General features: G+C 67.5%; 24 protein-coding genes. 16 read left to right on the top strand and 8 right to left on the bottom strand.

The features are described 5' to 3' along the window. Positions 1-42 precede the first annotated feature (42 nt). Positions 43-657, bottom strand: coding sequence for a hypothetical protein (locus TY25_RS34030; RefSeq protein ID WP_042263280.1), 615 nt, complete (start codon positions 655-657; stop codon positions 43-45). A 124-nt stretch (positions 658-781) separates the two neighbouring features. Continuing rightward, positions 782-1,438, bottom strand: coding sequence for a hypothetical protein (locus TY25_RS34025; RefSeq protein ID WP_236639165.1), 657 nt, complete (start codon positions 1,436-1,438; stop codon positions 782-784). Positions 1,439-1,549: 111 nt separating this feature from the next. On the opposite strand from TY25_RS34025, the gene TY25_RS34020 reads away from it, so the two are divergent. The 5 genes from TY25_RS34020 (at position 1,550) to TY25_RS34000 (ending at position 4,393) form a co-directional block, all read left to right on the top strand. Then, positions 1,550-1,741 (top strand): hypothetical protein, encoded by a 192-nt coding sequence (locus TY25_RS34020; RefSeq protein ID WP_042263276.1) that lies wholly within the window; start codon positions 1,550-1,552, stop codon positions 1,739-1,741. A 159-nt stretch (positions 1,742-1,900) separates the two neighbouring features. Continuing rightward, a complete protein-coding gene (locus tag TY25_RS34015) occupies positions 1,901-2,200 on the top strand; it encodes a hypothetical protein (protein WP_226887419.1) in 300 nt (99 codons plus the stop codon). Then, positions 2,197-3,594 (top strand): WXG100 family type VII secretion target, encoded by a 1,398-nt coding sequence (locus TY25_RS44300; RefSeq protein WP_081869273.1) that lies wholly within the window; start codon positions 2,197-2,199, stop codon positions 3,592-3,594. Before TY25_RS34015 ends, TY25_RS44300 begins: the two co-directional genes overlap by 4 nt. Continuing rightward, positions 3,581-4,132 (top strand): hypothetical protein, encoded by a 552-nt coding sequence (locus TY25_RS34005; RefSeq protein WP_042263272.1) that lies wholly within the window; start codon positions 3,581-3,583, stop codon positions 4,130-4,132. The genes TY25_RS44300 and TY25_RS34005 overlap by 14 nt, the downstream gene beginning before the upstream one ends. A 21-nt stretch (positions 4,133-4,153) precedes the next feature. Then, on the top strand, positions 4,154-4,393 hold the full coding sequence (locus tag TY25_RS34000; protein ID WP_042263270.1) for a hypothetical protein: 240 nt from the start codon (positions 4,154-4,156) through the stop codon (positions 4,391-4,393). Between the two features lie 3 nt (positions 4,394-4,396). Here the strand turns inward: TY25_RS34000 and TY25_RS33995 are convergent, their stop codons facing one another. After that, the gene (locus tag TY25_RS33995; RefSeq protein ID WP_042263268.1) at positions 4,397-5,341 is read right to left on the bottom strand and encodes an alpha/beta hydrolase family protein; all 945 of its coding nucleotides are present in this window, start codon (positions 5,339-5,341) and stop codon (positions 4,397-4,399) included. A 129-nt stretch (positions 5,342-5,470) separates the two neighbouring features. Between TY25_RS33995 and TY25_RS33990 the strand changes: the two genes are divergently transcribed. Beyond that, entirely contained in the window at positions 5,471-6,055 is a 585-nt protein-coding gene (locus tag TY25_RS33990; protein WP_042263323.1) for a TetR/AcrR family transcriptional regulator, read from the top strand. Positions 6,056-6,079: 24 nt separating this feature from the next. Here TY25_RS33990 and TY25_RS33985 read toward each other — a convergent pair whose 3' ends face one another. Further along, entirely contained in the window at positions 6,080-6,742 is a 663-nt protein-coding gene (locus tag TY25_RS33985) for a hypothetical protein (RefSeq protein WP_147296703.1), read from the bottom strand. Between the two features lie 161 nt (positions 6,743-6,903). On the opposite strand from TY25_RS33985, the gene TY25_RS33980 reads away from it, so the two are divergent. Then, on the top strand, positions 6,904-8,139 hold the full coding sequence (locus tag TY25_RS33980; RefSeq protein ID WP_042263264.1) for a hypothetical protein: 1,236 nt from the start codon (positions 6,904-6,906) through the stop codon (positions 8,137-8,139). Positions 8,140-8,213: 74 nt separating this feature from the next. Here the strand turns inward: TY25_RS33980 and TY25_RS33975 are convergent, their stop codons facing one another. Then, complete coding sequence (locus tag TY25_RS33975) at positions 8,214-8,891, bottom strand: DUF6348 family protein (protein ID WP_081869272.1); 678 nt, start codon at positions 8,889-8,891, stop codon at positions 8,214-8,216. A gap of 428 nt (positions 8,892-9,319) precedes the next feature. On the opposite strand from TY25_RS33975, the gene argC reads away from it, so the two are divergent. Genes argC through TY25_RS33945 form a run of 6 tightly spaced genes read left to right on the top strand, consistent with a single transcriptional unit; the run spans position 9,320 to position 15,209 of the window. Then, positions 9,320-10,393, top strand: a complete 1,074-nt coding sequence (gene argC, locus TY25_RS33970; protein ID WP_042263321.1) for an N-acetyl-gamma-glutamyl-phosphate reductase — start codon at positions 9,320-9,322, stop codon at positions 10,391-10,393. Continuing rightward, the gene (argJ, locus tag TY25_RS33965; protein ID WP_042263261.1) at positions 10,390-11,616 is read left to right on the top strand and encodes a bifunctional glutamate N-acetyltransferase/amino-acid acetyltransferase ArgJ; all 1,227 of its coding nucleotides are present in this window, start codon (positions 10,390-10,392) and stop codon (positions 11,614-11,616) included. The genes argC and argJ overlap by 4 nt, the downstream gene beginning before the upstream one ends. Continuing rightward, on the top strand, positions 11,613-12,539 hold the full coding sequence (gene argB, locus TY25_RS33960; RefSeq protein WP_042263258.1) for an acetylglutamate kinase: 927 nt from the start codon (positions 11,613-11,615) through the stop codon (positions 12,537-12,539). The genes argJ and argB overlap by 4 nt, the downstream gene beginning before the upstream one ends. Next, entirely contained in the window at positions 12,536-13,759 is a 1,224-nt protein-coding gene (locus tag TY25_RS33955) for an acetylornithine transaminase (protein ID WP_042263257.1), read from the top strand. Before argB ends, TY25_RS33955 begins: the two co-directional genes overlap by 4 nt. Then, entirely contained in the window at positions 13,756-14,724 is a 969-nt protein-coding gene (argF, locus tag TY25_RS33950; RefSeq protein ID WP_042263254.1) for an ornithine carbamoyltransferase, read from the top strand. Before TY25_RS33955 ends, argF begins: the two co-directional genes overlap by 4 nt. After that, entirely contained in the window at positions 14,721-15,209 is a 489-nt protein-coding gene (locus TY25_RS33945) for an arginine repressor (RefSeq protein ID WP_014983524.1), read from the top strand. The genes argF and TY25_RS33945 overlap by 4 nt, the downstream gene beginning before the upstream one ends. A gap of 6 nt (positions 15,210-15,215) precedes the next feature. Here TY25_RS33945 and TY25_RS42980 read toward each other — a convergent pair whose 3' ends face one another. Continuing rightward, positions 15,216-15,380, bottom strand: a complete 165-nt coding sequence (locus TY25_RS42980) for a hypothetical protein (RefSeq protein ID WP_156055162.1) — start codon at positions 15,378-15,380, stop codon at positions 15,216-15,218. A 271-nt stretch (positions 15,381-15,651) separates the two neighbouring features. Here TY25_RS42980 and TY25_RS33940 point away from each other — a divergent pair, with 271 nt between their 5' ends. Continuing rightward, entirely contained in the window at positions 15,652-16,854 is a 1,203-nt protein-coding gene (locus TY25_RS33940) for an argininosuccinate synthase (RefSeq protein WP_014983525.1), read from the top strand. Positions 16,855-16,988: 134 nt separating this feature from the next. Further along, positions 16,989-18,410: an argininosuccinate lyase gene (gene argH, locus TY25_RS33935; protein WP_042263253.1), complete on the top strand. Its 1,422-nt coding sequence runs from the start codon at positions 16,989-16,991 to the stop codon at positions 18,408-18,410. A gap of 378 nt (positions 18,411-18,788) precedes the next feature. Here argH and TY25_RS33930 read toward each other — a convergent pair whose 3' ends face one another. After that, positions 18,789-19,472 carry a hypothetical protein gene (locus TY25_RS33930; RefSeq protein ID WP_146154017.1) on the bottom strand — a complete coding sequence of 228 codons (684 nt, stop codon included), beginning with the start codon at positions 19,470-19,472 and terminating at the stop codon, positions 18,789-18,791. Between the two features lie 66 nt (positions 19,473-19,538). On the opposite strand from TY25_RS33930, the gene TY25_RS33925 reads away from it, so the two are divergent. Then, complete coding sequence (locus TY25_RS33925) at positions 19,539-19,862, top strand: DMT family transporter (RefSeq protein WP_042263250.1); 324 nt, start codon at positions 19,539-19,541, stop codon at positions 19,860-19,862. A gap of 52 nt (positions 19,863-19,914) precedes the next feature. On the opposite strand, the gene TY25_RS33920 is transcribed toward TY25_RS33925, so the two are convergent. Further along, on the bottom strand, positions 19,915-20,472 hold the full coding sequence (locus TY25_RS33920; protein WP_042263319.1) for a Uma2 family endonuclease: 558 nt from the start codon (positions 20,470-20,472) through the stop codon (positions 19,915-19,917). Positions 20,473-20,883: the final 411 nt, after the last annotated feature.

Raw genomic sequence — 20,883 nt, 5'->3', positions numbered from 1 at the left:
AAGTCCGCTGGTACGGCAGGCGCGTCAGCGGATCGGCCACAGCTAGCTGATCTCCTGGCGGATCTCGGGACTCGGCCCGTCGGGCCACTGCTCGTGTCGTCGACCGGAGGGCGCTAGTCTGCATAAGAACGTGCGGGTGATCCAGTCCCCGGTCGATTCGCCTGGCGCGGGCTCGACGGCCGTCGTGATGATCTCTGCCCTTGTCGCGGCCACCGCTGCCGAGCAGTCCTGGGCGGTCAATAGTTCCCCGGCGCGCAAGGTGCGGTCGTAGACCCGCTCGTACAGCCAGGCCGGCGTAAATCCCATGTTCAGATACGGGCGGTTCGGGATGACGTCGGCCCCGATGAGCAGGCGCCCGGTGAAGACCACTGGAATATCCAGCCCACGGTAATGGCAACTCGAGCCGTCTTTGTCCTGCTGTGGTGGCACACCGTTGAGCCGAGTTGGTTCATCCTCCGTCCTGATGTGGAGGTCCCGCAAGACCAACCGCTGCTCGACGAGGGCGTAGTGGCAGATATATCCGCGGTAGCAGCCGGTATGGATCCACTTCGGCTCGAGACCGTGCGCGACCGGGTCGAACAATCCCGTACCGTCGATCGCGGTTACCGAGAACGAATCCCCTTGGAACAGAATCGAATCGGGGAACTGCGCGGTCATAGTGCAAACACTAGACAAGAGTCCCCGGTGTGCGCCACAAACTGAGCTGATGCTGTCATCGCGACTGTGTATCGAACCGGTAGCCACGCCCCCGGCGGGCGAGCTATCGGACCTCCAGCCGAAATCAGCGCCCTTTCGGCGGCAAAGTCTGCGCGACTTCCAGGCGGTCGCGATCGAAGGTCGTCGTCATGGGCGCCCCGCCCTTCCATTCGGTGATGCTGATCGTGTTGTTGTCCGGGAAGTAGGCGCGCACCGGGCAATTCCCTTCGATGCGCTCCCATGCCAGGGTCTGCCTGCTGAACAATCCGTCGCGTTCGCGCAACAGCACGCGACAGCACGGCTCGAAACCGTCCGAGAAGGCCTGGCTGACAAGTTCGTAGCGTCCATCCGGACTCACCTCGACGGCTTTGACGGTGCCGAAGCGGCTGCCGGCCGCGGAGGACAAGACGATCGAAATCGGCCATGAGATCAACGCCACCAGTACCAGGACGGCCCCGATCGTGCGGCGCAACCACTGCCTGTACGGGAACAACCGCAAAGCAAAGTTGCTGTAGAGCCCCCACCCCAGCGTCCAGCAGAGTGGCAGGGTCATGACGAACACCTTTGTGGGAACGATGTCGACGCGATAGAACCGGGGAGGTGAGGTAGCTGTGAACCATGCCGCCACTCCTGCCGCGAACAATGCGACGACAGCGAGCGCCCACCCGATCTGGCGTAGTCGAAACGCCCGATCCGTCCCGCGTGGTTCTGCGGATTTGTCTTCAGTTACCTTGTCGTTCAACGCAATTCCCGCTCGCTGGAGGCGTGCCCGACCCTCCCGATCGAACACGCAGTCAGCATAGACCGGGACGTGCGGCAGATTCTGGATGATTCGGCCGTAAGGTGAGCTCTCATGGAGCAGGACAGCGAACTGGAGGACTTGCGGTCGATGCTCTCCTGCGTTTTCGAGAAACTCGGCGCCGAGAGCCTCACCGAACCCGACCGGGTCGAATTGGTGGCGCGCGCCGAGGTGGTGCAGGACCAGATCGACGCGATCCAGTACTCCGTCGGCGCTGCCGATCTCGAGGGTGAAGGTCACCGCTGAGCCGTAGCGTGGCGGTTCATTGTGTGGAAGTTGTTGCGCCACTGCCTTTTCTGCCGACTGTGGGTGAATTTCGACCGTCGGCGGGCGACCCGGCCCCCGGAACCGGGGGCAAGATCGAAAACCTGACGGGCGATAGCATTGGCGGCATTTCAGGGATAGGTGGCACGGGCTGTGGGCGGGTTCGAGGTCGAAATCGGTCAGTTGCGGACGGCGGGCAACGCGGCGGGATCCGCGGCGAATCAAGCCCGGGAAGTGAGCCCGGGTACCGGGTTGGCGGCGATCGCGACCGCTTTGCCCGGTGGGGACGCAGCCAAGCGCGCACCCACTCTGGCGTCCACGTTCAACGATCGCGCGCAGGGCTGGGCCGAGGAGATCGGCCGGTGGAACGATTCGGTGCAGGCGGCCGTGAAGCTGTACACCGAGAACGAGGCAGAGGCCGAAAGGGCTTTCCGGCGATGAGTGTCGGCTACGACGACGTCCGCAAATGGGACGCCACGGCGCTCGACACCGCGGCCACCAATCTGCGCGGGCGGCGCGACAAACTCATCGGGCTCCAAGACGAACTCGACGATGCCAGGCGATTACCGAGCTGGTACGGGCCCGCGAGTGAACGCGCTCGCAATTCGCTCGGCGATACCCGCAACAACGCCGAGATCCTGATCGCGGAATTGTCTGCGGTGGAACGCGCACTGCACAACGCGTCGGATGACGTGTCCGCCTTGAAGACCCGGGTCGCCAACAATGACGCCCTCGCCGACTCCTACCTGTTCGGCATCACCACCGACGGCGCCATCGTCGACAACAAGCCGCCCGACCCGCCGCCGAGGTCGCGCATCGAGGCCGAAGATCGGGCCGAGGCCGGGCGGCACCGCGAAACCATCAGGCAGCAGTTGGTGCGGGAAACCCGGTCGATACTCACGACCGCGAAAAATATCGACGCTGCCATTGCCCTGGTCCTGCAACTCGCACAGGATCGCAAGGTCAGTGACCACGGCGCGACCACGCTGGCGGGTGCGCAAAAGGGCGGGGAACTCGACGCCGAAGTGGCCGAGATGGAACAGGCACTGCGCGATGCCGGGCTGCTGACCGGGCCACCCGTCTCCGGCTACTACCGGCAGTGGCTCGAAAACGCGGTGCGCCGGGGTGTTTCGATCGACACGATCAAACAGATCGTCGCGGACCACCACATCACCCCCGAGGACTTCAAGATCCTGGAAAGACTGCAGGAAATCCGGGAGGACGAAGACGGCGACGGTATCTTCAAGTCGTATTTCCTGTTGCCGACCGATATCAGCGCGGCCGACGCCGCGAAGGCTGTGCGGATGACCTACATCTTGAACGCGGGCACCGACTACGGCACCGAAGGCGAGAAAACCGATTTCGGACCGACCCCGTACAGTTCCGACGAAGTGCGTCGAATCACCGACCGCCAACGCCAGAACTCCTGGAGCTACGACGAAGATGTGGCATTCGTGCACGGCAACGGCGGTCGGTTGGCGACCACGCCGAACGGCATGATGATGGGCTTGGGCGGGAATTTCGTGCAGGACCGGTTCAGCACGAACGCGGGCACGACCTGGGGCGATACCTTCATGGTCGACATCGACGACCCGCAGGAGCCGGCGCAGCAGATTCGCGAGATGGCGAGTTCGGGCCACGCCTGGTTCGAGGGCGACAACGGCCCGTACCGTGGACGGCTGGACCTGGACCGGCTGCTGCACCACGAGGAGCGCCACTCCCAGCAGTGGGCGCGCGAGGGGCACACCGGCTTCGTCGCCTCCTATATATGGGAGCAGGTCACCGGCGGTGACGAGACCGAGAAAGACGCAGGACTGTCCGATGGCGGGTACTAGCTGGCCGCGTGTCGCCTGCGCCGTGCTGCTCATGGCGGCGGCCACCGCGGCATGCGATACCAGGGCGCAGTACGCGCCGTCGCTGCCGCCCGCCGCCGGGTTCCGCGTCGACGAAGGCGTGCTGAAACTCTGGACGGGCACGCCGTGCGCCGGCGTCACGGCCTTGACCTTGACGTTCGACTCCGGCACCGGAAAGAGCACGGAGCAGGTGTGGACCGCGCCGCGGCCCGGCGTACTCGTAGAGCACATGGACCTGCTGAGCTCCGCCGGGCGACCCGCCCCCGACACCGGTCCGCTGCAGGTCCGCACACCGCTGCCCGCCGACTACGACTGGACCAAGGCGGGTTCGCTGCACGTCGCTGTCGACGGGCCGCCGTCCTACGGGGCCAGGGTCGATATCGACCGACTGCTGCGCGAATCGACCCAGCACCCCTCCGCGAGTTACCTTTTCGGCGGGCGCGGGTGGATGGACGCCGCGGCGGTCCAGCGCGAGAATCGGAAATCTTTTCTGACCGTCTGCACGCCTGACCCGGAGTGACGTCGACCTCGCGGAGCGAACATGGAGAGAACAGCCCGCCTGCGAACCGTGCTGCGCCGCCTCGTGCTCGGCGCGTTCGCCTGCACCGTCGCGGCAATCGCGGTGCTCATCGGCGAGGTGGTGCTCAGCGTCACCGGGGTGCTCTTCGATCCGCACGGCTACGGAATGTTCGGGGGCATCCTGTTCGCGGCGGTCCTGACGCCGATCGCATTGCTGCTCTGGTTGCTGTACTCGGCGCTGCGCCGCGCGAACAGTGATTGAGGGTCATTTGTTATCGATGCGGCCGATCGGGGCAGTGGCTCGGGTGAGGTCGGACTGGATCTCGTGCCACGCGGTGGAATCGAGGGCCAGGGCGTCGCGCAGGTAGGCCCAGGCGGCCGTGCGGACCAGAGCGACGCGTTCCGGGTTCTCGTCGGTGGTGTCGGCGGCGTGGTAATTGTGGATGCCGCCCAGCATGTGCTCGCCACCGAAGAGCGTGAGCAGGCTTCGGGCACCGGGGCTGTAGGTGTAGACGTCGGTGAACCAATCGGGGCCGCGGGCCGAGAGGGCGGATTGGTCGTGGTCACCCGCGATGACCAAGGTGGGCGTGCGGAGTCGGTCGAAGTCGGGGCTCATGAAGGGGAAGTTCTCGGCGGCAAATGGCGACAGGTCCGCGCCGCCCAACCCGGTAGTGGCAAGCAGCACACCGGCTTTCACGCGTCGATCGGTCAGGTCGGGGCCCGGATTGCCGTCCGCGCCGATAACGCGGGCGCCGAGCAGCATGCCGACGGTCTGGCCACCCCACGAGTGCCCGGCGACGGCGATCCGCTCGGGATCGATGCGCGCGCCGAGCCCCGGCACGGCGGCGAGGACGCGGTCGAGTTCATCGAGCACGCGCCGTACATCCTGCACCCGGATCTCCCAGATGTGCTGGTAGCGCGCGTCTTCCGGGGTGAGGCCGAGCGTGCGGGAATCGAGGAACGTGGGCTGGACGACCACGAATCCGTGGCCCGCCCAGAAGTCCACCAGCGGGTCGTAGGAGGACATCGACTTGCCGAAGCCGTGCGCGAGCAGCAGAACCGGGAGGTCGGTGCCGTTGATGGGGGCGCTGATTCGCACCTGGAGGTCGTCGCCGCGGTCCGGTGCGGGCAGGACGACCGGCTTCACGCTGATGATCGGCGTGCTCAGCGCGGGGACGGCATTCGTGGTGGCCAGAGCTGGGATGGGCATGGGGTTCCCTTCGGACGTGTTGAGCAGCGTGCCCCGGGGTAGTCGATAGACTGGCGAAACGGAGCGCTGTTCCGAATATACGGAGCAATGTTCCGTTTTGCCACTGTGGTCCTGAGAGAGGTGCGTCGCGTGAGTGCTGGCGAAGAGACATTGCCGACCGAGACCTCGGCCAAACGCGCGGATGCGCGGCGCAACGAGCGGGCGCTGCTGGACGCCGCGGCCGCGGTGTTCGTCGCCGACGGGGTGAACGCTCCGGTGCGCCGGATCGCGGCGGCGGCCGGGGTCGGCATGGGCACGATCTATCGGCATTTCCCCACTCGCGCGGACTTGGTCGCCGCCGTCTATCGGCACCAGATCGACGCGTGCGCCGAAGCCGGGCCCGCGTTGCTCGCGAGCACCACCGCACCGTTCGAGGCACTGCGCCGATGGGTGGACTTGTTCGTGGACTTCCTGGTGACCAAACACGGACTCGCCGCGGCGCTGCGCAACGATCCCGACGGTTTCACCGCCCTGCACGCGTTGTTCCTGGACCGGCTCGTCCCGGTGTTCGACGAAATCCTCTGTGCGGCAAAAGGCATGGATGAGGTGGCGGACGTGAGCGCCTACCAGTTGCTGCGTGCCATCGGAGACATCTGCGCGGGTGCGGAGCGGGCGGACCCGAACTATGACGCGCGCATCACCATCGGGCTGCTGCTCGACGGATGTCGGCGGTGAACGCCGCCGGTGGGTGCGTGGTGCTCAGGCGGATTCGTCCAGCAGGTGGGCGTGCCAGACCGCCGCGGCCTGGTGATGGGAATCGACGCCCGCGTAGAATGAATCTGCCAGCTCGCTGTAGTCGGGATCGGTAAACCCTTGGTTGTCAATAAATTTCGGTCGGTACACGGCGAACTTTGCGGTGGCCGACTGGGGCCGGTACGGCACGGCCATGCGCAGGGATCGTGGTCTCGGGGTGTACTCGACGGCATCGATGATCAGGGCGTCGGTGCGTCCGCGCGGCAGGTGCAGGAAAGCGTCGACGATCAATACCGCGCGCACCCAGTTCGGCCGCCCGGTCTGTAATCGCTCGGCGCCGAGGTGGGCCGCCTCGGCGGCGTCGTCGGAGTGCAGGCGCTCCAAGCCTTCCGTTCCGTCGGCAGCCGCGTAACCGAGCAGCGGAGTGAGCATATCGCCGTCGGAAACACTCCAGATACCGTGCGCCGCATAGAAACCGGCACTTTTGGCAATCGCGTACACCATTGGCAGACAATATCCGGAACTACGCCGATCGGAGTGCGAAACGGCCACGCTCTCGTGTCTCAATCTCCGCGCCGTCGGAGCCTGAGACACGGTGCGCCGCAAGACATCCGATGTCTGCCGATGCTTGACGTGTGCGGCAGACAATCCCCGCTGCTGGCCAGGCATGTCGACATTACCGATGCATTAACGGTCGGGTGAATAACCAGCGCTACAACTTTCGACTACTTGACACGGAAGACGTTGGCAGACACCGTATAAAGCACATCCTCAGGTGCCTTGAGGATTACTCGCGCGAACCCCCCCCATCGCCTACTATCGTCTGTTCTATGCCGGTCTCTGTGCGCGATGCGGTGGCGCACTTCGCCGCCCGGATCCACGTAGCGTGGATGGTGTTCTTCGTCGTCGCCGTGCTCGGTGTGATCGGGCCGCTGGTGGTGTATACGAAAGCCTGTTTCGCTCTGGAATGCCGAGAAGCCATGGCGCCGTTCGCACTCGGGGTGACGTGGGTCGGCGTCGGCCTTTCGTTGCTGGTCGCCGGAATCATGCTCTACGTCGACGGGCGCGACGGCGGCGCGTGGCTCGGCTGGGCGGGCATCGCGTTGATCGGTGTCCTCGTGTCGACCGTTCTGGGCTGGGGCGCCCAACATGTGACCATGGACGACCGTCCGGTGCTGTCGCACGAGTCGCGGGATATCAGGACAGTGCTCGGCGCCATGCCGGGGGTCGAGCGGGTCGGCACCGAGGTTGGCCGGACCTTCGCCACGCTGGTCGTGCTGACCGTCGACGCGACGGCCGAGCAGGCCGAAGCGGTGGTCGCGGCCTTCCGAAACCAAGTGCACCGGCCCGACTTCGACCCCTGGGAACTCGATCTGGAAGTCCGTCGTGGTGACACCGCGAGCTCGGTCAAGGTGGGCAAGAGCGGCTTGGACGCAGCGTCGCCCATCGTTGCGCGGTGGCTCGCACTGCGCGACGCTTTTCCCGAGGACGAGGTGACGTGGACCTCGCGCACCTGGCGGTATTACGAGTACGGGTCCAGTGACAGCTCGAAGAACGCCGATGACGGGATCGGTGAGATCGCGGTGCGGCTGCGGCCCACTGCGGGTGCCGACGCGGTCGGCGCGGCATATCGAAAAGTGCGGCAGGAGTTCCCCGACCTCGAAGCCGCGCGGTGGTCGATCCGGACCGCCGCGCCACGTGGTGCAGCGCTGGTCATGCTCAACCGGTATCCCACCGAGGACGAGCTGGAGCTGTGGGATCGGTTGCACGACAACCGGTTGCCGCCCCACGCGCTCGTGTTGCACTCCGTGGAGGGGATCACCGTGCAACCCCACTCGAACATACGTGAGAACGGAAAAGCGCTCGCCGAACAACACCTCGCGACCATCGAGCAGTCCGGCCTCGGCATCAGGTACACGGTGGCCGACATCAGTGGTGACGACTCCTACTTCAAGTACTCGACCGGGAATCGGCTGCTGCAGGTCACCGTCGGTGCCTGTACCGCTCGGGGCAACATTCCCGGACTCATAGAGCGCCCCCTCGTCCTTCGCTACGAGAAGTGCTGAGCAAAGACATCGTTGGACAACTGAGCACCGGGTTGTGGTGACGGCTACCGGGCTATGCCGCCACTACCTGGTGATCATGCGGCCTGGGGGTCCGGGTGTGCGAGAAGGAAGGCGCGGGCATATGCAGACTCGCCGAGTCGGGGCCAGTCCAGAGCGCCGAGGGTTTGCGACGCCGCGACGACGACTGTCTCGTTGACTTGGATTTCGGCGACCTCCGCGCCCGTCGTGCCGCCGAACAGTAGCCGGATGCCGTTCCAGTTCGGCAGGGTGAGCGCAGGGGTGAGCGTGGTCGCGAGCGCGGGCAGGACCGGATGGTCGATCAGCCAGTGTTGCAGCGGGTCGGCGGGAATGCGGCCCAGGCCGATGGCGGGGCCGTGCACCAGGTGAAACCCCGGCAGTCCGTCCGGATCGTCCGCGCCGTAGTGCGCGCCGAATTCATTGCTCCGCATGAATATTTCGATGACCGTCGCGCCGACGGTCTGCGCCCAGATGGTCGCGGCCCGCTCGACCGCCTGCTCCACCGAGGTGCCGATACCGTGCACGTGGTCCCAGATCACCTCGGCATCAGGCTCGGGGTCCAGGATGAAACCGATCCGCAGGATCTCTGGGCTGGCCTCGGCGTAACTCTCGTCGAGGATCACGGTGGTCCCGCCGGGCCCTTGCACGCCACTCGCGGTGACGGTCCATCGGCCGCACAAATCGGTCAGTTCCTGGGCGATCGTTCGAAGGGCGCGGTCCCGCAATGAGGTCACGCTGCGGAGAGTAGGGCTGTGTGACCGGAGTTGGGGAGACGGCACTCTCGGGGTCTATGGGCGCGGCGGGGGTGGTTCGGTCGATAGGTTGCTGATTCGAGGGTTCGCATAGCTGGTCGCCGTCGGGCGGTTACTCGATCCGGTCGCCGCAGTGCGGGTGGCGGTCGAGGCTGGGTCGGAGTGAAGCCGGGGAGCCACCTGTATCCGGTGGTTCGGATCACACCCCTTCTTGTGGTGAGGCAGAACTTGCTGTTCGGCGGGGGTCTTCCGGTGTAGCGGGAGGGGTTGCTGAGGTGGGCCGGCCCCGGGGTAGGCGGCGAATCGTTACGGTGGATGTGGTGCCACGCCGGGGGCTGTGATGACGGGCGGGTGGTGGGGAACCCAGCCCTGCCTATGAATGAGCTTGCATGGTCGTGCATAATCATCACATGGTTGATTCGGTGCACGCGCCGGCGTCGACCGCGCCCGCGCTGCGGGTGGCGGTGGCCGGGGCGAGTGGGTATGCGGGTGGCGAAGTGCTACGCCTGTTGCTGGGGCACCCGGCATACCGCGACGGGCGCCTGGAGATCGGCGCACTGACGGCGGGGGCGAATGCCGGGACGGCATTGGGGGAGTTGCAGCCGCATCTGCTGCCGCTGGCGGATCGGGTGCTCGGCCCGACGAGCGTCGACGAACTGGCCGGCCACGACATCGTGTTCCTCGGCCTGCCGCACGGTCAGTCCGCGGCGATCGCGGCCCAGCTGCCCGACTCGACGGTGATCATCGACTGCGGCGCCGACTTCCGTTTGACGGACGCGCAGGCGTGGGAGAAGTACTACGGCAGCCCGCACGCGGGCAGCTGGCCCTACGGCCTGCCCGAACTGCCCGGCGGCCGGGAGCGGCTGCGCGGCGCGCGAAGGATCGCGGTGCCGGGCTGCTATCCGACCGTGGCCAGCCTCGCGCTGGCGCCCGCGGTCGCGGCGGGCATCGTCGCGCCGCGGGTGAATGTCGTTGCGGTGAGCGGAACTTCGGGCGCGGGCCGCAAACTCGACGTGGGCCTGCTCGGCTCCGAGGTGATGGGTTCGGCGCGCGCCTACGGCATCGCCGGGGCGCACCGGCACACGCCGGAGATCGCGCAGAACCTGAAGGCGGCGGGCGGCACCGATATCGCGGTGTCGTTCACCCCGGTGCTCGCGCCGATGCCGCGTGGCATCCTCGCGACCTGCACCGCGCCGACCACGGTGGACCTGGCGCAGGCGCGCGCAGTCTATGAGAAGGCTTACGCCGACGAGCCTTTCGTTCATCTGCTGCCCGAAGGCGTACTGCCGCAGACCGGTGCGGTGCTGGGCGCGAACGCCGTCACCCTGCAGGTGGCGGTGGACACCGACGCGGGCCTGCTCGTGGTGATCGGTGCGATCGACAATTTGACCAAGGGCACCGCGGGCGCCGCGGTGCAATCCATGAATCTGGCCGTCGGATTCGACGAGACCGCAGGACTTTCCACCGTAGGAGTGGCACCGTGACGACATTCGCCGCAGCATCGAACGCGAACGGCAGGCTGGTACGTAACCAGGGCGTGACCGGACCGCTCGGCTTCCGCGCGGCCGGTATCGCGGCGGGCATCAAGGCGAGCGGAAAGCCGGACTTGGCCCTGGTTTTCAACGAGGGGCCCGAGTACGCGGCGGCGGGCGTGTTCACCAGCAACAAGATCAAGGCCGCGCCGGTGCTGTGGTCCCAGCAGGTGCTCACCGGTAAGCGGCTGCGCGCGGTGATCCTGAATTCCGGTGGCGCGAACGCCTGCACCGGTCCGGGCGGCTTCCAAGACACACACCAGACCGCCGAGGAACTCGCTGCGGCCCTGAGCAATTGGGGCACGGAAACCGGCGCGGGGGAGATCGCGGTCTGTTCGACCGGCCTGATCGGTGACCGGCTGCCGATGGACAAGGTGATTCCCGCGATCACCGAGATCGTGCACGAGATGGGCGGCGGCCTGTCCGGCGGCCTGGACGCGGCGCACGCCATCATGACCACCGACACCGTGCCCAAGGAAGCGGCCTTCCATCACCGTGACAAGTGGAACGTGGGCGGGATGGCCAAGGGCGCGGGCATGCTGGCACCTTCGCTGGCGACCATGCTCGTGGTGCTGACCACCGACGCCGCCGTCAGCGCCGACCAGCTGGATCAGGCGCTGCGCAACGCGACCGCGCGCACCTTCGACCGGCTCGACGTGGACGGCTCCTGCTCCACCAACGACACGGTGCTGCTGCTCGCCAACGGCGCGAGCGAGGTCACCCCGAGCCAGGCCGATCTCGACGCCGCCGTCCTCGCCGTGTGCGACGACCTGGCCGCGCAGCTGATGGCCGACGCCGAGGGCGTCACCAAGCGGGTGCTGGTGACGGTGGCGGGCGCGGTGAACGAGGACGAGGCGGTCGCCGCGGCCCGTACGGTCGCCCGCGACAGCCTGGTCAAGACCGCACTGTTCGGTTCGGACCCGAACTGGGGCCGGGTGCTCGCCGCGGTCGGCATGGCGCCGGTCACCCTCGATCCGAACCGGATCTCGGTGTCGTTCAACGGAAATCCGGTGTGCATCGACGGTGCCGGTGCGCCCGGCGCCCGCGACGTAGACCTGTCCGGGATGGACATCGAGGTGCGCATCGAGCTGAATGTCGGTGACGCACAGGCGACTATCCGCACCACCGACCTTTCACACGGGTACGTCGAAGAGAATTCGGCCTACAGCTCATGACCGGCCAACTGCACCACGAGCTTTCGGCGCTGGACAAGGCGCACGTGCTGGCCGACGCGCTGCCCTGGTTGCAGAAGTTCCGCGACAAGATCGTGGTGGTGAAGTTCGGCGGCAACGCCATGGTCGACGCCGAGCTCGAGCGGGCCTTCGCCGCGGACATGGCCTTCCTGCGCACCGTCGGCGTGCATCCGGTGGTGGTGCACGGCGGCGGGCCGCAGATCAGCGCGATGCTGAAAAAGCTCGGCCTGCAAGGCGAATTCCGCGGCGGCTTCCGGGTGACCACGCCCGAGGTGATGGATGTCGTACGCATGGTGCTGTTCGGACAGGTCGGGCGCGAGCTGGTCGGGTTGATCAACGCGCACGGTCCGTACGCGGTCGGCATCTCGGGGGAGGACGCGGGCCTGTTCACCGCGACCCGCCGCACCGTCGACGTCGAGGGCGTGCCGACCGATATCGGTCTGGTCGGCGACGTCAGCGAGGTGAATCCGGCGGCGGTGCTCGATCTGATCGACGCGGGCCGCATCCCGGTGGTCTCCACCATCGCGCCGGACGTCGACGGGGTGGTGCACAACATCAACGCCGACACCGCCGCGGCCGCGCTCGCCGAGGGCATCGGCGCGGAGAAGCTCGTGGTGCTGACCGATGTCGAGGGCCTGTACACCGAGTGGCCGGACCGCTCGTCGCTGATCACCCGGATCGATACCGCGGCCCTGGCCGAGTTGCTGCCCCGCCTCGACGCGGGCATGGTGCCGAAGATGGAAGCCTGCTTGCGCGCCGTGCACGGCGGCGTGCCGACCGCCCATGTCATCGACGGCCGGGTCCCGCACTCCGTGCTGCTGGAACTGTTCACCGGAGAAGGAATCGGAACGATGGTGACGCCCGCCCCGGCCGGGGCCGGCTCGCCGGACGGAACGAAACAATGAGCAAAGACCAGGAATTCCAACAGCGGTGGTCCGCCGCGATGATGAACAACTACGGCACCCCGAAGCTCACGCTGGTGCGTGGCGCGGGTGCGGTGGTCTACGACGCGGACGGCAACCGCTATGTCGATTTCCTCGGCGGCATCGCGGTCAACAGTCTCGGCCACGCCCACCCGGCGATCCTCGCCGCGGTCACCCAGCAGTTGGGCACGCTCGGCCATGTCTCGAATATCTATGCGAACGAGCCGGTCATCGAATTGGCGGAGCGGTTGCTCGCGCATTTCGGCGACGGCGCCACCGACGACGGGCACGCCGGACGCGCGTTCTTCTGCAATTCGGGGACCGAGGCGAACGAGGCGGCGTTCAAGATCGCCCGGCTGACCGGCCGGCCCAAGATCGTCGCCTGCGAGGAGGCGTTCCACGGCCGCACCATGGGCGCGCTCGCGCTCACCGGGCAGGCGGCCAAGCGTACGCCGTTCGAGCCGATGCCCGCGGGCGTGGTGCACGTGCCCTACGGTGACGCCGCCGCGCTCGAGGCCGCGGTCGACACGGACACCGCCGCGGTGTTCCTCGAGCCGATGATGGGGGAGAGCGGTGTGGTGGTTCCGCCGTTCGACTACCTCGCCAAGGCCAGGGAGATCACCGCGCGCAACGGCGCGCTGCTCATCCTCGACGAGGTGCAGACCGGCATCGGCCGGACCGGAAAGTTCTACGCGCACCAGGCCGTCGGGATCGTGCCCGACGTGATCACGCTGGCGAAGGGGCTCGGCGGCGGACTGCCGATCGGCGCGGTGCTGGCCACCGGCCGGGCGGCCGAGCTGCTCACCCCGGGCTTGCACGGCACCACCTTCGGCGGCAACCCGGTCTGCGCGGCGGCCGCGCTCGCGGTGCTGCGCACCATCGACGAGGAGGGTCTGCTCGCGCACGTCGAGTCGGTCGGCAAGCGGCTCAGCGACGGCATCGAACTGCTGGAGCATCCGCTGATCGATCAGGTGCGTGGCGCGGGGCTGCTGCTCGGCATCGTGCTCACCGACTCGATCTCGGCGCAGGTCGAGGCGCGGGCACGGGCGGCGGGCTATCTGGTGAATCCGGCCAAGCCCGACGTCATCCGGCTCGCACCGCCGCTGATCCTGACCGAAACCCAAGCCGACAACTTCGTCGCCGATCTGCCCGGGATCCTCGACGCCGCCACCAAAGACGCAAAGGAGGCTGCGGCGCAATGACTTCCACAGCTGCGGGGACCTCGGCCCCGATCCGGCACTTCCTCCGCGACGACGACGTGAGCCCGGCCGAGCAGGCCGAAATCCTCGCCCTCGCCGCCGAACTCAAGCACGCGCCGTTCTCGCAACGGCCGCTGGAGGGGCCACGCGGGGTCGGGGTGATCTTCGAGAAGAACTCCACCCGCACCCGGTTCTCGTTCGAGGTGGGCATCGCGCAGCTCGGCGGGCACGCGGTGGTGGTGGACGGGCGCGACACCCAGCTCGGCCGCGAGGAGACGCTCGGCGACACCGGTCGCGTGCTGTCCCGCTATGTCGACGCGATCGTCTGGCGCACCTTCGAACAGGTCCGGCTCGACGAAATGGCCGCGACCGCAACGGTTCCGGTGGTGAACGCGCTGTCCAACGAATTCCACCCCTGCCAGGTGCTCGCCGATCTGCAGACGCTGGTCGAGCGCAAGGGCACCCTGGCGGGCCGCAATCTGGCCTACTTCGGTGACGGCGCCAACAACATGGCGCACTCGCTGCTGCTCGGCGGTGTCACCGCCGGATTGAACGTCACCATCGCGGCGCCCGCGGGTTTCGAACCGCTGCCGTGGATCGTGGAGGCGGCGCGCAAGCGGGCCGCCGAGACCGGCGCCACCATCACGCTCACCGACGATCCGCAGGCGGCGGCCGACGGCGCGGACGCGCTGGTGACCGACGCCTGGACCTCGATGGGACAGGAGAACGACGGGCTCGATCGCGTCGGTCCGTTCCGGCCGTTCCAGGTGAACTCGGCGCTGCTCGGGCGCGCCGACGCCGATGCCGTGGTGCTGCACTGCCTGCCCGCGCATCGGGGCGAGGAGGTCACCGACGAGGTGCTCGACGGTCCGCACAGCGTGGTGTGGGACGAGGCCGAGAACCGGCTGCACGCGCAGAAGGCGCTGCTGGTCTGGTTGCTGGCCAAGCGAAGTGACGGTGGGGCGTGACCGGTCCGGAGATCGCGCGCACCCGCGCCGGGCGCCAGTCGCGCATCGTCGAGCTGCTGACCGCGCACGCGGTTCGCAGCCAGACCGAACTGGCCGCACTGCTGTCGGCCGAGGGCATCGAGACCACTCAGGCGACGCTCTCGCGGGATCTGGACGAACTGGGCGCGGTCAAACTGCGCGCGGCCGACGGGGGCGCGGGGGTCTACGTGGTGCCCGAGGACGGCAGTCCCATCCGCGGGGTCACCGGCGGCACCGATCGGCTGGCGAAGCTGCTCGGCGATCTGCTGGTCTCCACCGACCACAGCGGCAACATCGCGGTGCTGCGCACCCCGCCGGGCGCGGCGCACTACCTGGCCAGCGCGCTGGACCGGGCGGCGCTGCCCTATATCGTCGGCACCATCGCGGGTGACGACACCATCGCCGTCATCGCCCGCGAACCGTTCACCGGCGCCGAACTGGCGGCGAAGATCGAGGAGATCGCTTGAGCGGCGTCAGCTGAACGGGTACTGGCCACCGCCGCCGCTGCGCGGGGTGCCGCCGTTGTCGGGGGTGGCCACGTTGATGATGTCCTGGATGAGGTCGACCACCGCGCGACCGACGTCGAGGACGCCGTTGCCGAGGGTGCTGAATTCTTGCCCGATGAGATGCAGCAGCATGACGTTCTTCCTTCTGCCTGGCCGAACGTTTCCGCCCCCAAGGGTCGCACAGGACGGGCCTCGTCCGCGGGGATTCGCTTGATGGGCAGAGACTTTCACCGCCTCGATGATGCGGATCGGTAGCTGGGGCACCCCCGGTTATGCATGGGCTTGCATCATCGTGCATAATCATTTGTAGAACGTGCGGGCCCCGTGATCCCGAGGCGAACACCGGGGGCGGCAGTCGCCCGCACTTCGCACACACGTACCGAAACCGAGGAGCACACAGACCATGTCCGAACGCGTCGTACTCGCCTACTCCGGTGGGCTGGACACCTCCGTCGCGATCAGCTGGATCGGCAAGGAGACCGGTGCCGAGGTGGTGGCCGTGGCCATCGACCTGGGCCAGGGTGGCGAGGACATGAACGTGGTGCGCCAGCGAGCGCTCGACTGCGGCGCGGTCGAGGCCATCGTGGTGGACGCCCGCGACGAATTCGCCGACGAGTACTGCCTGCCCACCATCCAGGCCAACGCGATGTACATGGGGCAGTACCCGCTGGTCTCCGCGATCAGCCGGCCGCTCATCGTCAAGCACCTGGTGGAGGCGGCCAAGTTCCACGGCGCGAGCACCGTCGCGCACGGCTGCACCGGCAAGGGCAACGACCAGGTTCGTTTCGAGGTCGGCATCGGCGCGCTCGCGCCCGACCTGAACGTGATCGCCCCGGTCCGCGACTACGCCTGGACCCGGGAGAAGGCCATCGCCTTCGCCGAGGAGAACGCGCTGCCGATCAACGTCACCAAGAAGTCGCCCTTCTCGATCGACCAGAACGTGTGGGGCCGGGCCGTCGAGACCGGCTTCCTCGAAGACCTGTGGAACGCGCCGACCAAGGACGTCTACGACTACACCGCCGACCCGACCGTCAACTTCGAGGCGCCGGACGAGCTGATCGTGTCCTTCGAGCGCGGTGTGCCGGTCGCCATCGACGGCCGCCCGGTCAGCGTGCTGGAAGCGATCGTCGAACTGAACCACCGGGCCGGACGGCAGGGCGTCGGCCGGCTCGACATGGTCGAGGACCGGCTCGTCGGCATCAAGAGCCGCGAGATCTACGAGGCACCCGGCGCGATCGCGCTGATCACCGCGCACCAGGCGCTGGAGAACGTCACCATCGAGCGTGAGCTGGGCCGGTACAAGCGTCAGGTCGAGCAGCGCTGGGGCGAGCTGGCCTACGACGGTCTCTGGTTCTCCCCGCTGAAGCGGGCGCTGGACGCCTTCATCGGCGACACCCAGCAGGCCGTCACCGGTGATATCCGGATGGTGCTGCACGGCGGCAGCGCGGTGGTCAACGGCCGTCGCTCGGACCAGTCGCTGTACGACTTCAACCTGGCCACCTACGACGAGGGCGACACCTTCGACCAGTCGCTGGCCAAGGGCTTCGTGCAGATCCACGGCCTGTCCTCCAAGGTCGCCGCGCGCCGGGACCTGAACCAGAAGTAGGCGGCGCGCGCAGTAGCCTCGGACGGGTCGGCCCTGACCGGCCGACTCGAAGGGAGCGATGATGCGGACCGACGACGACAGCTGGGACATCGTGACGTGATGACCGCCATCCGACCCTGAGGAGACAGCACACCATGACGCAGAGCGGCAGCACGAACACCGGTGCGCTCTGGGGCGGGCGATTCGCGTCCGGACCGGCCGAGGCGATGGCCGCGCTGAGCAAGTCGACACAGTTCGACTGGGTTTTGGCGCCGTACGACATTCGCGCGTCCAAGGCGCACGCCCGCGTGCTGCACAAGGCCGGGCTGCTGTCCGAGAGCGACCTCGCCGGGATGCTGGCCGGGCTGGATCAGCTTGCCGCGGACGTGGATTCGGGTGCGTTCGGCCCCGCCGACTCGGACGAGGACGTACACGGCGCCCTGGAACGCGGGCTGATCGAGCGGGTCGGCGCCGAACTCGGCGGCCGGCTACGGGCCGGGCGATCCCGCAACGATCAGGTGGCCACGCTGTTCCGGATGTGGTTGCGCGACGCGGTCCGCCGGGTCGCGGCCGGACTGCTCGCCGTCGTCGACGCGCTGGTGACGCAGGCCGGCGCGCACCCGGACGCGGTGATGCCGGGTAAGACGCACCTGCAGGCCGCGCAGCCGGTGCTGCTGGCGCATCACCTGCTCGCACACGCCCATCCGCTGCTGCGCGATATCGATCGGCTGCGCGACTTCGACAAGCGGGCCGCGGTGTCGCCGTACGGTTCCGGCGCGCTGGCCGGTTCCTCGCTCGGGCTCGACCCCGAGGCGATCGCCGCCGAACTGGATTTCGATGCGGCGGCGGCCAATTCGATCGACGCCACGTCGTCGCGCGATTTCGCCGCCGAGGCCGCGTTCGTGCTCGCCATGATCGGGGTCGACCTCAGCCGCATGGCTGAAGAGGTGATCCTATGGAGCACACCGGAATTCGGGTACATCACGCTGGCCGACGCCTGGTCCACCGGCTCCTCGATCATGCCGCAGAAGAAGAACCCGGACGTCTCCGAACTCACCCGGGGCAAGGCGGGCCGGCTCATCGGCAACCTCACCGGGCTGCTGGCCACGCTGAAGGCGCAACCGCTGGCCTACAACCGGGATCTGCAGGAGGACAAGGAACCCCTGTTCGATTCGGTGGCCCAGCTGGAACTCCTGCTCCCGGCCATCGCAGGCCTGGTCTCGACCCTCACCTTCCACACGGAGCGGATGGCCGAGCTCGCGCCCGCCGGTTTCACGCTGGCCACCGATATCGCCGAATGGCTGGTCCGGCAAGGTGTTCCGTTCCGGGTCGCGCACGAGGCGGCCGGTGCCTGCGTGCGGGCCGCGGAAGCGCGCGGCGTGGGACTCGACGAACTCACCGACGCGGAATTCGCCGCCATCGACCCCGCGCTCACCCCCCAGGTCCGCGAGGTGCTCACCGTCGAGGGCTCCATCGCCTCCCGCAACGCCCGCGGCGGCACCGCAGGCACCCAGGTCACCCGCCAACTCGACGAAATCCGCACGGCCACCGCAGAAGTCCGCGACTGGCTGCGCTGACCCACGCGGCCGCGCTGCTGCCGTTTGTGCTTGCGGCTCATGCCGCGAGGCATGGTTGGGGGCTCAGGCGTGCTGGCCGCTCGCGCAAAGGCGGCTGGTGGACGAGCGAGGCGTGCTGCTGCCCGCGCTGAGTCTTATCGCCGTCCGGGTTAGATCCACTGCTGTCATGCCGTCACGCGTCGCGGCTCGCGCGCCGGTGTGCCCACACTGTTGCGGAGGGTGCGTTGCCGCTTGCGCCGAAAGGTTATGGCCAGCAGCAGCGTTGCGGTTGCTGCGGTTGGACGCGCTGTCACTCGTGCTGGCGTGCACTGTGTTTCGGTTGGGGCGCGGCGGCTCCTGCCGGGCGCACGGTTGACTGTGCGGCGCGTTGCTGTTTGATCAGCGGGGGAACAGGCCTGCTACGTGTAGAAGCGGGGCGGCCAGGGCGGGGATGGCGTTCGGGTCTTTCAGGCGGCCGGGACGGTAGGTGACCAGGTCGTGGTTGCCGACGCTCCAGTGCGGGACGGTGTTGTGCAGGTGGGCGGCGATCAGGTCCTTGCCGACCAGCCAGTGGGCGTATCGGGGCTCGGGCGAGACGATGCGGAAGCGGGAGTCGAAGTCCGGATTGCCGGTGGCGGTGGGTTTGTCGCCGAACAGGGTGCGGCCGAGCTGGGAGAACAGGCCGCGGGTCAACACGGCGACCGGCCGGTGCGGCTGGGGCAGGTGCACGACGATGACGATGTAGTAGTGCGTCGTCGTGCTGGTCGTGCTGTGCGAGGTCGAGGAGAAGTTGCTGGACGAGGTGGTCTCGTACGAATAGTCCGCGACGGTCACCCACCGGCCGTCGAGCTGCCCCGTCAGCGTCACGCCCAGGCCGCGCTTGTTGCGCCCGGGCAGGCGCCCGGTCCAGTCCGCCCGGACCCGTTCCGCGTAGGACCAGCCGTGCGCGTGCGCCCAGCCGGCCAGTGCGGCCTTACGCCGGCGTTCGGCGCGAATCGACAGCGGGACAACCACAACGAGCACGATCACGACGGCCACCACGATCGCGCCGATGATCAGCACCATCACGTCCACGCTGACCACCACACCTCGTCGCCGTTCGCCCCCCGCACCGCCTTGCCATTGTCCGATACTCGCTACGCTGCCGCCATGACCATGCTTCTGCTGGCCTTGGCCATCGCGTCCGAGGTGACCGCCACCGTTTCCCTGAAGCTGTCCGAGGGGTTCACCAAACTGGTCCCCTCGATCGTCGTGGTCATCGGTTACGGCGCCGCCTTCTGGTTCCTGTCCCAGTCGCTGAAGCGCGGCATGCAGATCGGTGTCGCCTACGGCATCTGGTCGGCCGTCGGCGTAGCCGCCATCGCCGTCATCAGCGTCCTCTTCCTGGACGAACGCCTCACCCTCATCCAGGTAGGCGGCATAGCCCTCGTCATCCTCGGCGTGCTCGCCCTGGAACTCGGCGGCCAGCACTGAACCCGCGGTGGTACCGATGGATGACGACCATCGGCAGCACCGCTGACAGCGATCAGAGGAACTCTTCGGTATCCAGATCGAACTCGAAGGGCGGCGGAATCCTCAGGGTGGCACCGAATTTGGCGGATTCTGCGTGTCGGTAGCCGCCGGTGTCGGGCTCCCAGTAGACGGTCGTCTCCGCTCGATGGCGGTCGACCAACAGGAACACCGGAATAGATGCCTGTGCGTACGCTTCGCGCTTCTCGAGGCGATCGATATCCGCGTCACGCTCCCTGCCTGAAGTGATCTCCACGAGCATCAGCACTCCGGAGGCATCGGACCACGGTGGTTGGTCCCGGAAGTAGGTGAGCGGCGCGACGACGCCGTCCGGCCGTGCGCGCCCGGCGCGGTAAGCGGGAATCGCCAACCCACGCTCCTGGAAGAGCCTGAGCTCGGGCCGATGCTGTCGGATCTGGTCGCCGATATGCATCGCGAACACGTCGTGCTCACCATCCGGGGCCGGAACCACGTAGATCCTTCCATTGATCAACTCGACGCTGACTTCCTCGGACGAAGCGCGCTCCAGCACCTCGAACTCCGCGAGGGTTACATCGGCGTCCATGTGGTTCATATCCCGAGAATAGTGGGGCAGGGCGGGTTGGGCGCGCAGCTCGGCCGGAATCGGCGCGGTGGCGGTGCGTGGGCTCATGGCGCCTCCGGGACCGATGGCCGGCTCATGCGACTCATACTGTGACTCCTTCGCTCGACGACAGGAAAGGGTTGCGTCTTGTTCGACGCGAGGCCCCGCCGGGCGGTTCCGGTGAAACGCGGGATTTTCGGGGCGGGTGTCTGAGGCAATTGTTGGTGCACTACTCCATAGCTTGTTCGTATGGAACATTGAGTGCATTGTTTTCGGGGGTGGAAAAGTGGGATTGCGTTGGGGCGGACGCATTTTGTCGAAATCGTCCCATGAGATCGGGGGCGGTCGTAGCATCGGGCGATGGACTGGACGTTTGCTCAGCTGCGCGTGCGCGGATGTGGC

Origin of the sequence: Nocardia brasiliensis NBRC 14402, from assembly GCF_000308475.2 — a bacterium.
Taxonomy (GTDB): domain Bacteria; phylum Actinomycetota; class Actinomycetes; order Mycobacteriales; family Mycobacteriaceae; genus Nocardia; species Nocardia brasiliensis.
The sequence above is the reverse complement of the archived record's forward strand: the minus strand, read 5'-3'. Positions and strand labels throughout refer to the sequence as shown.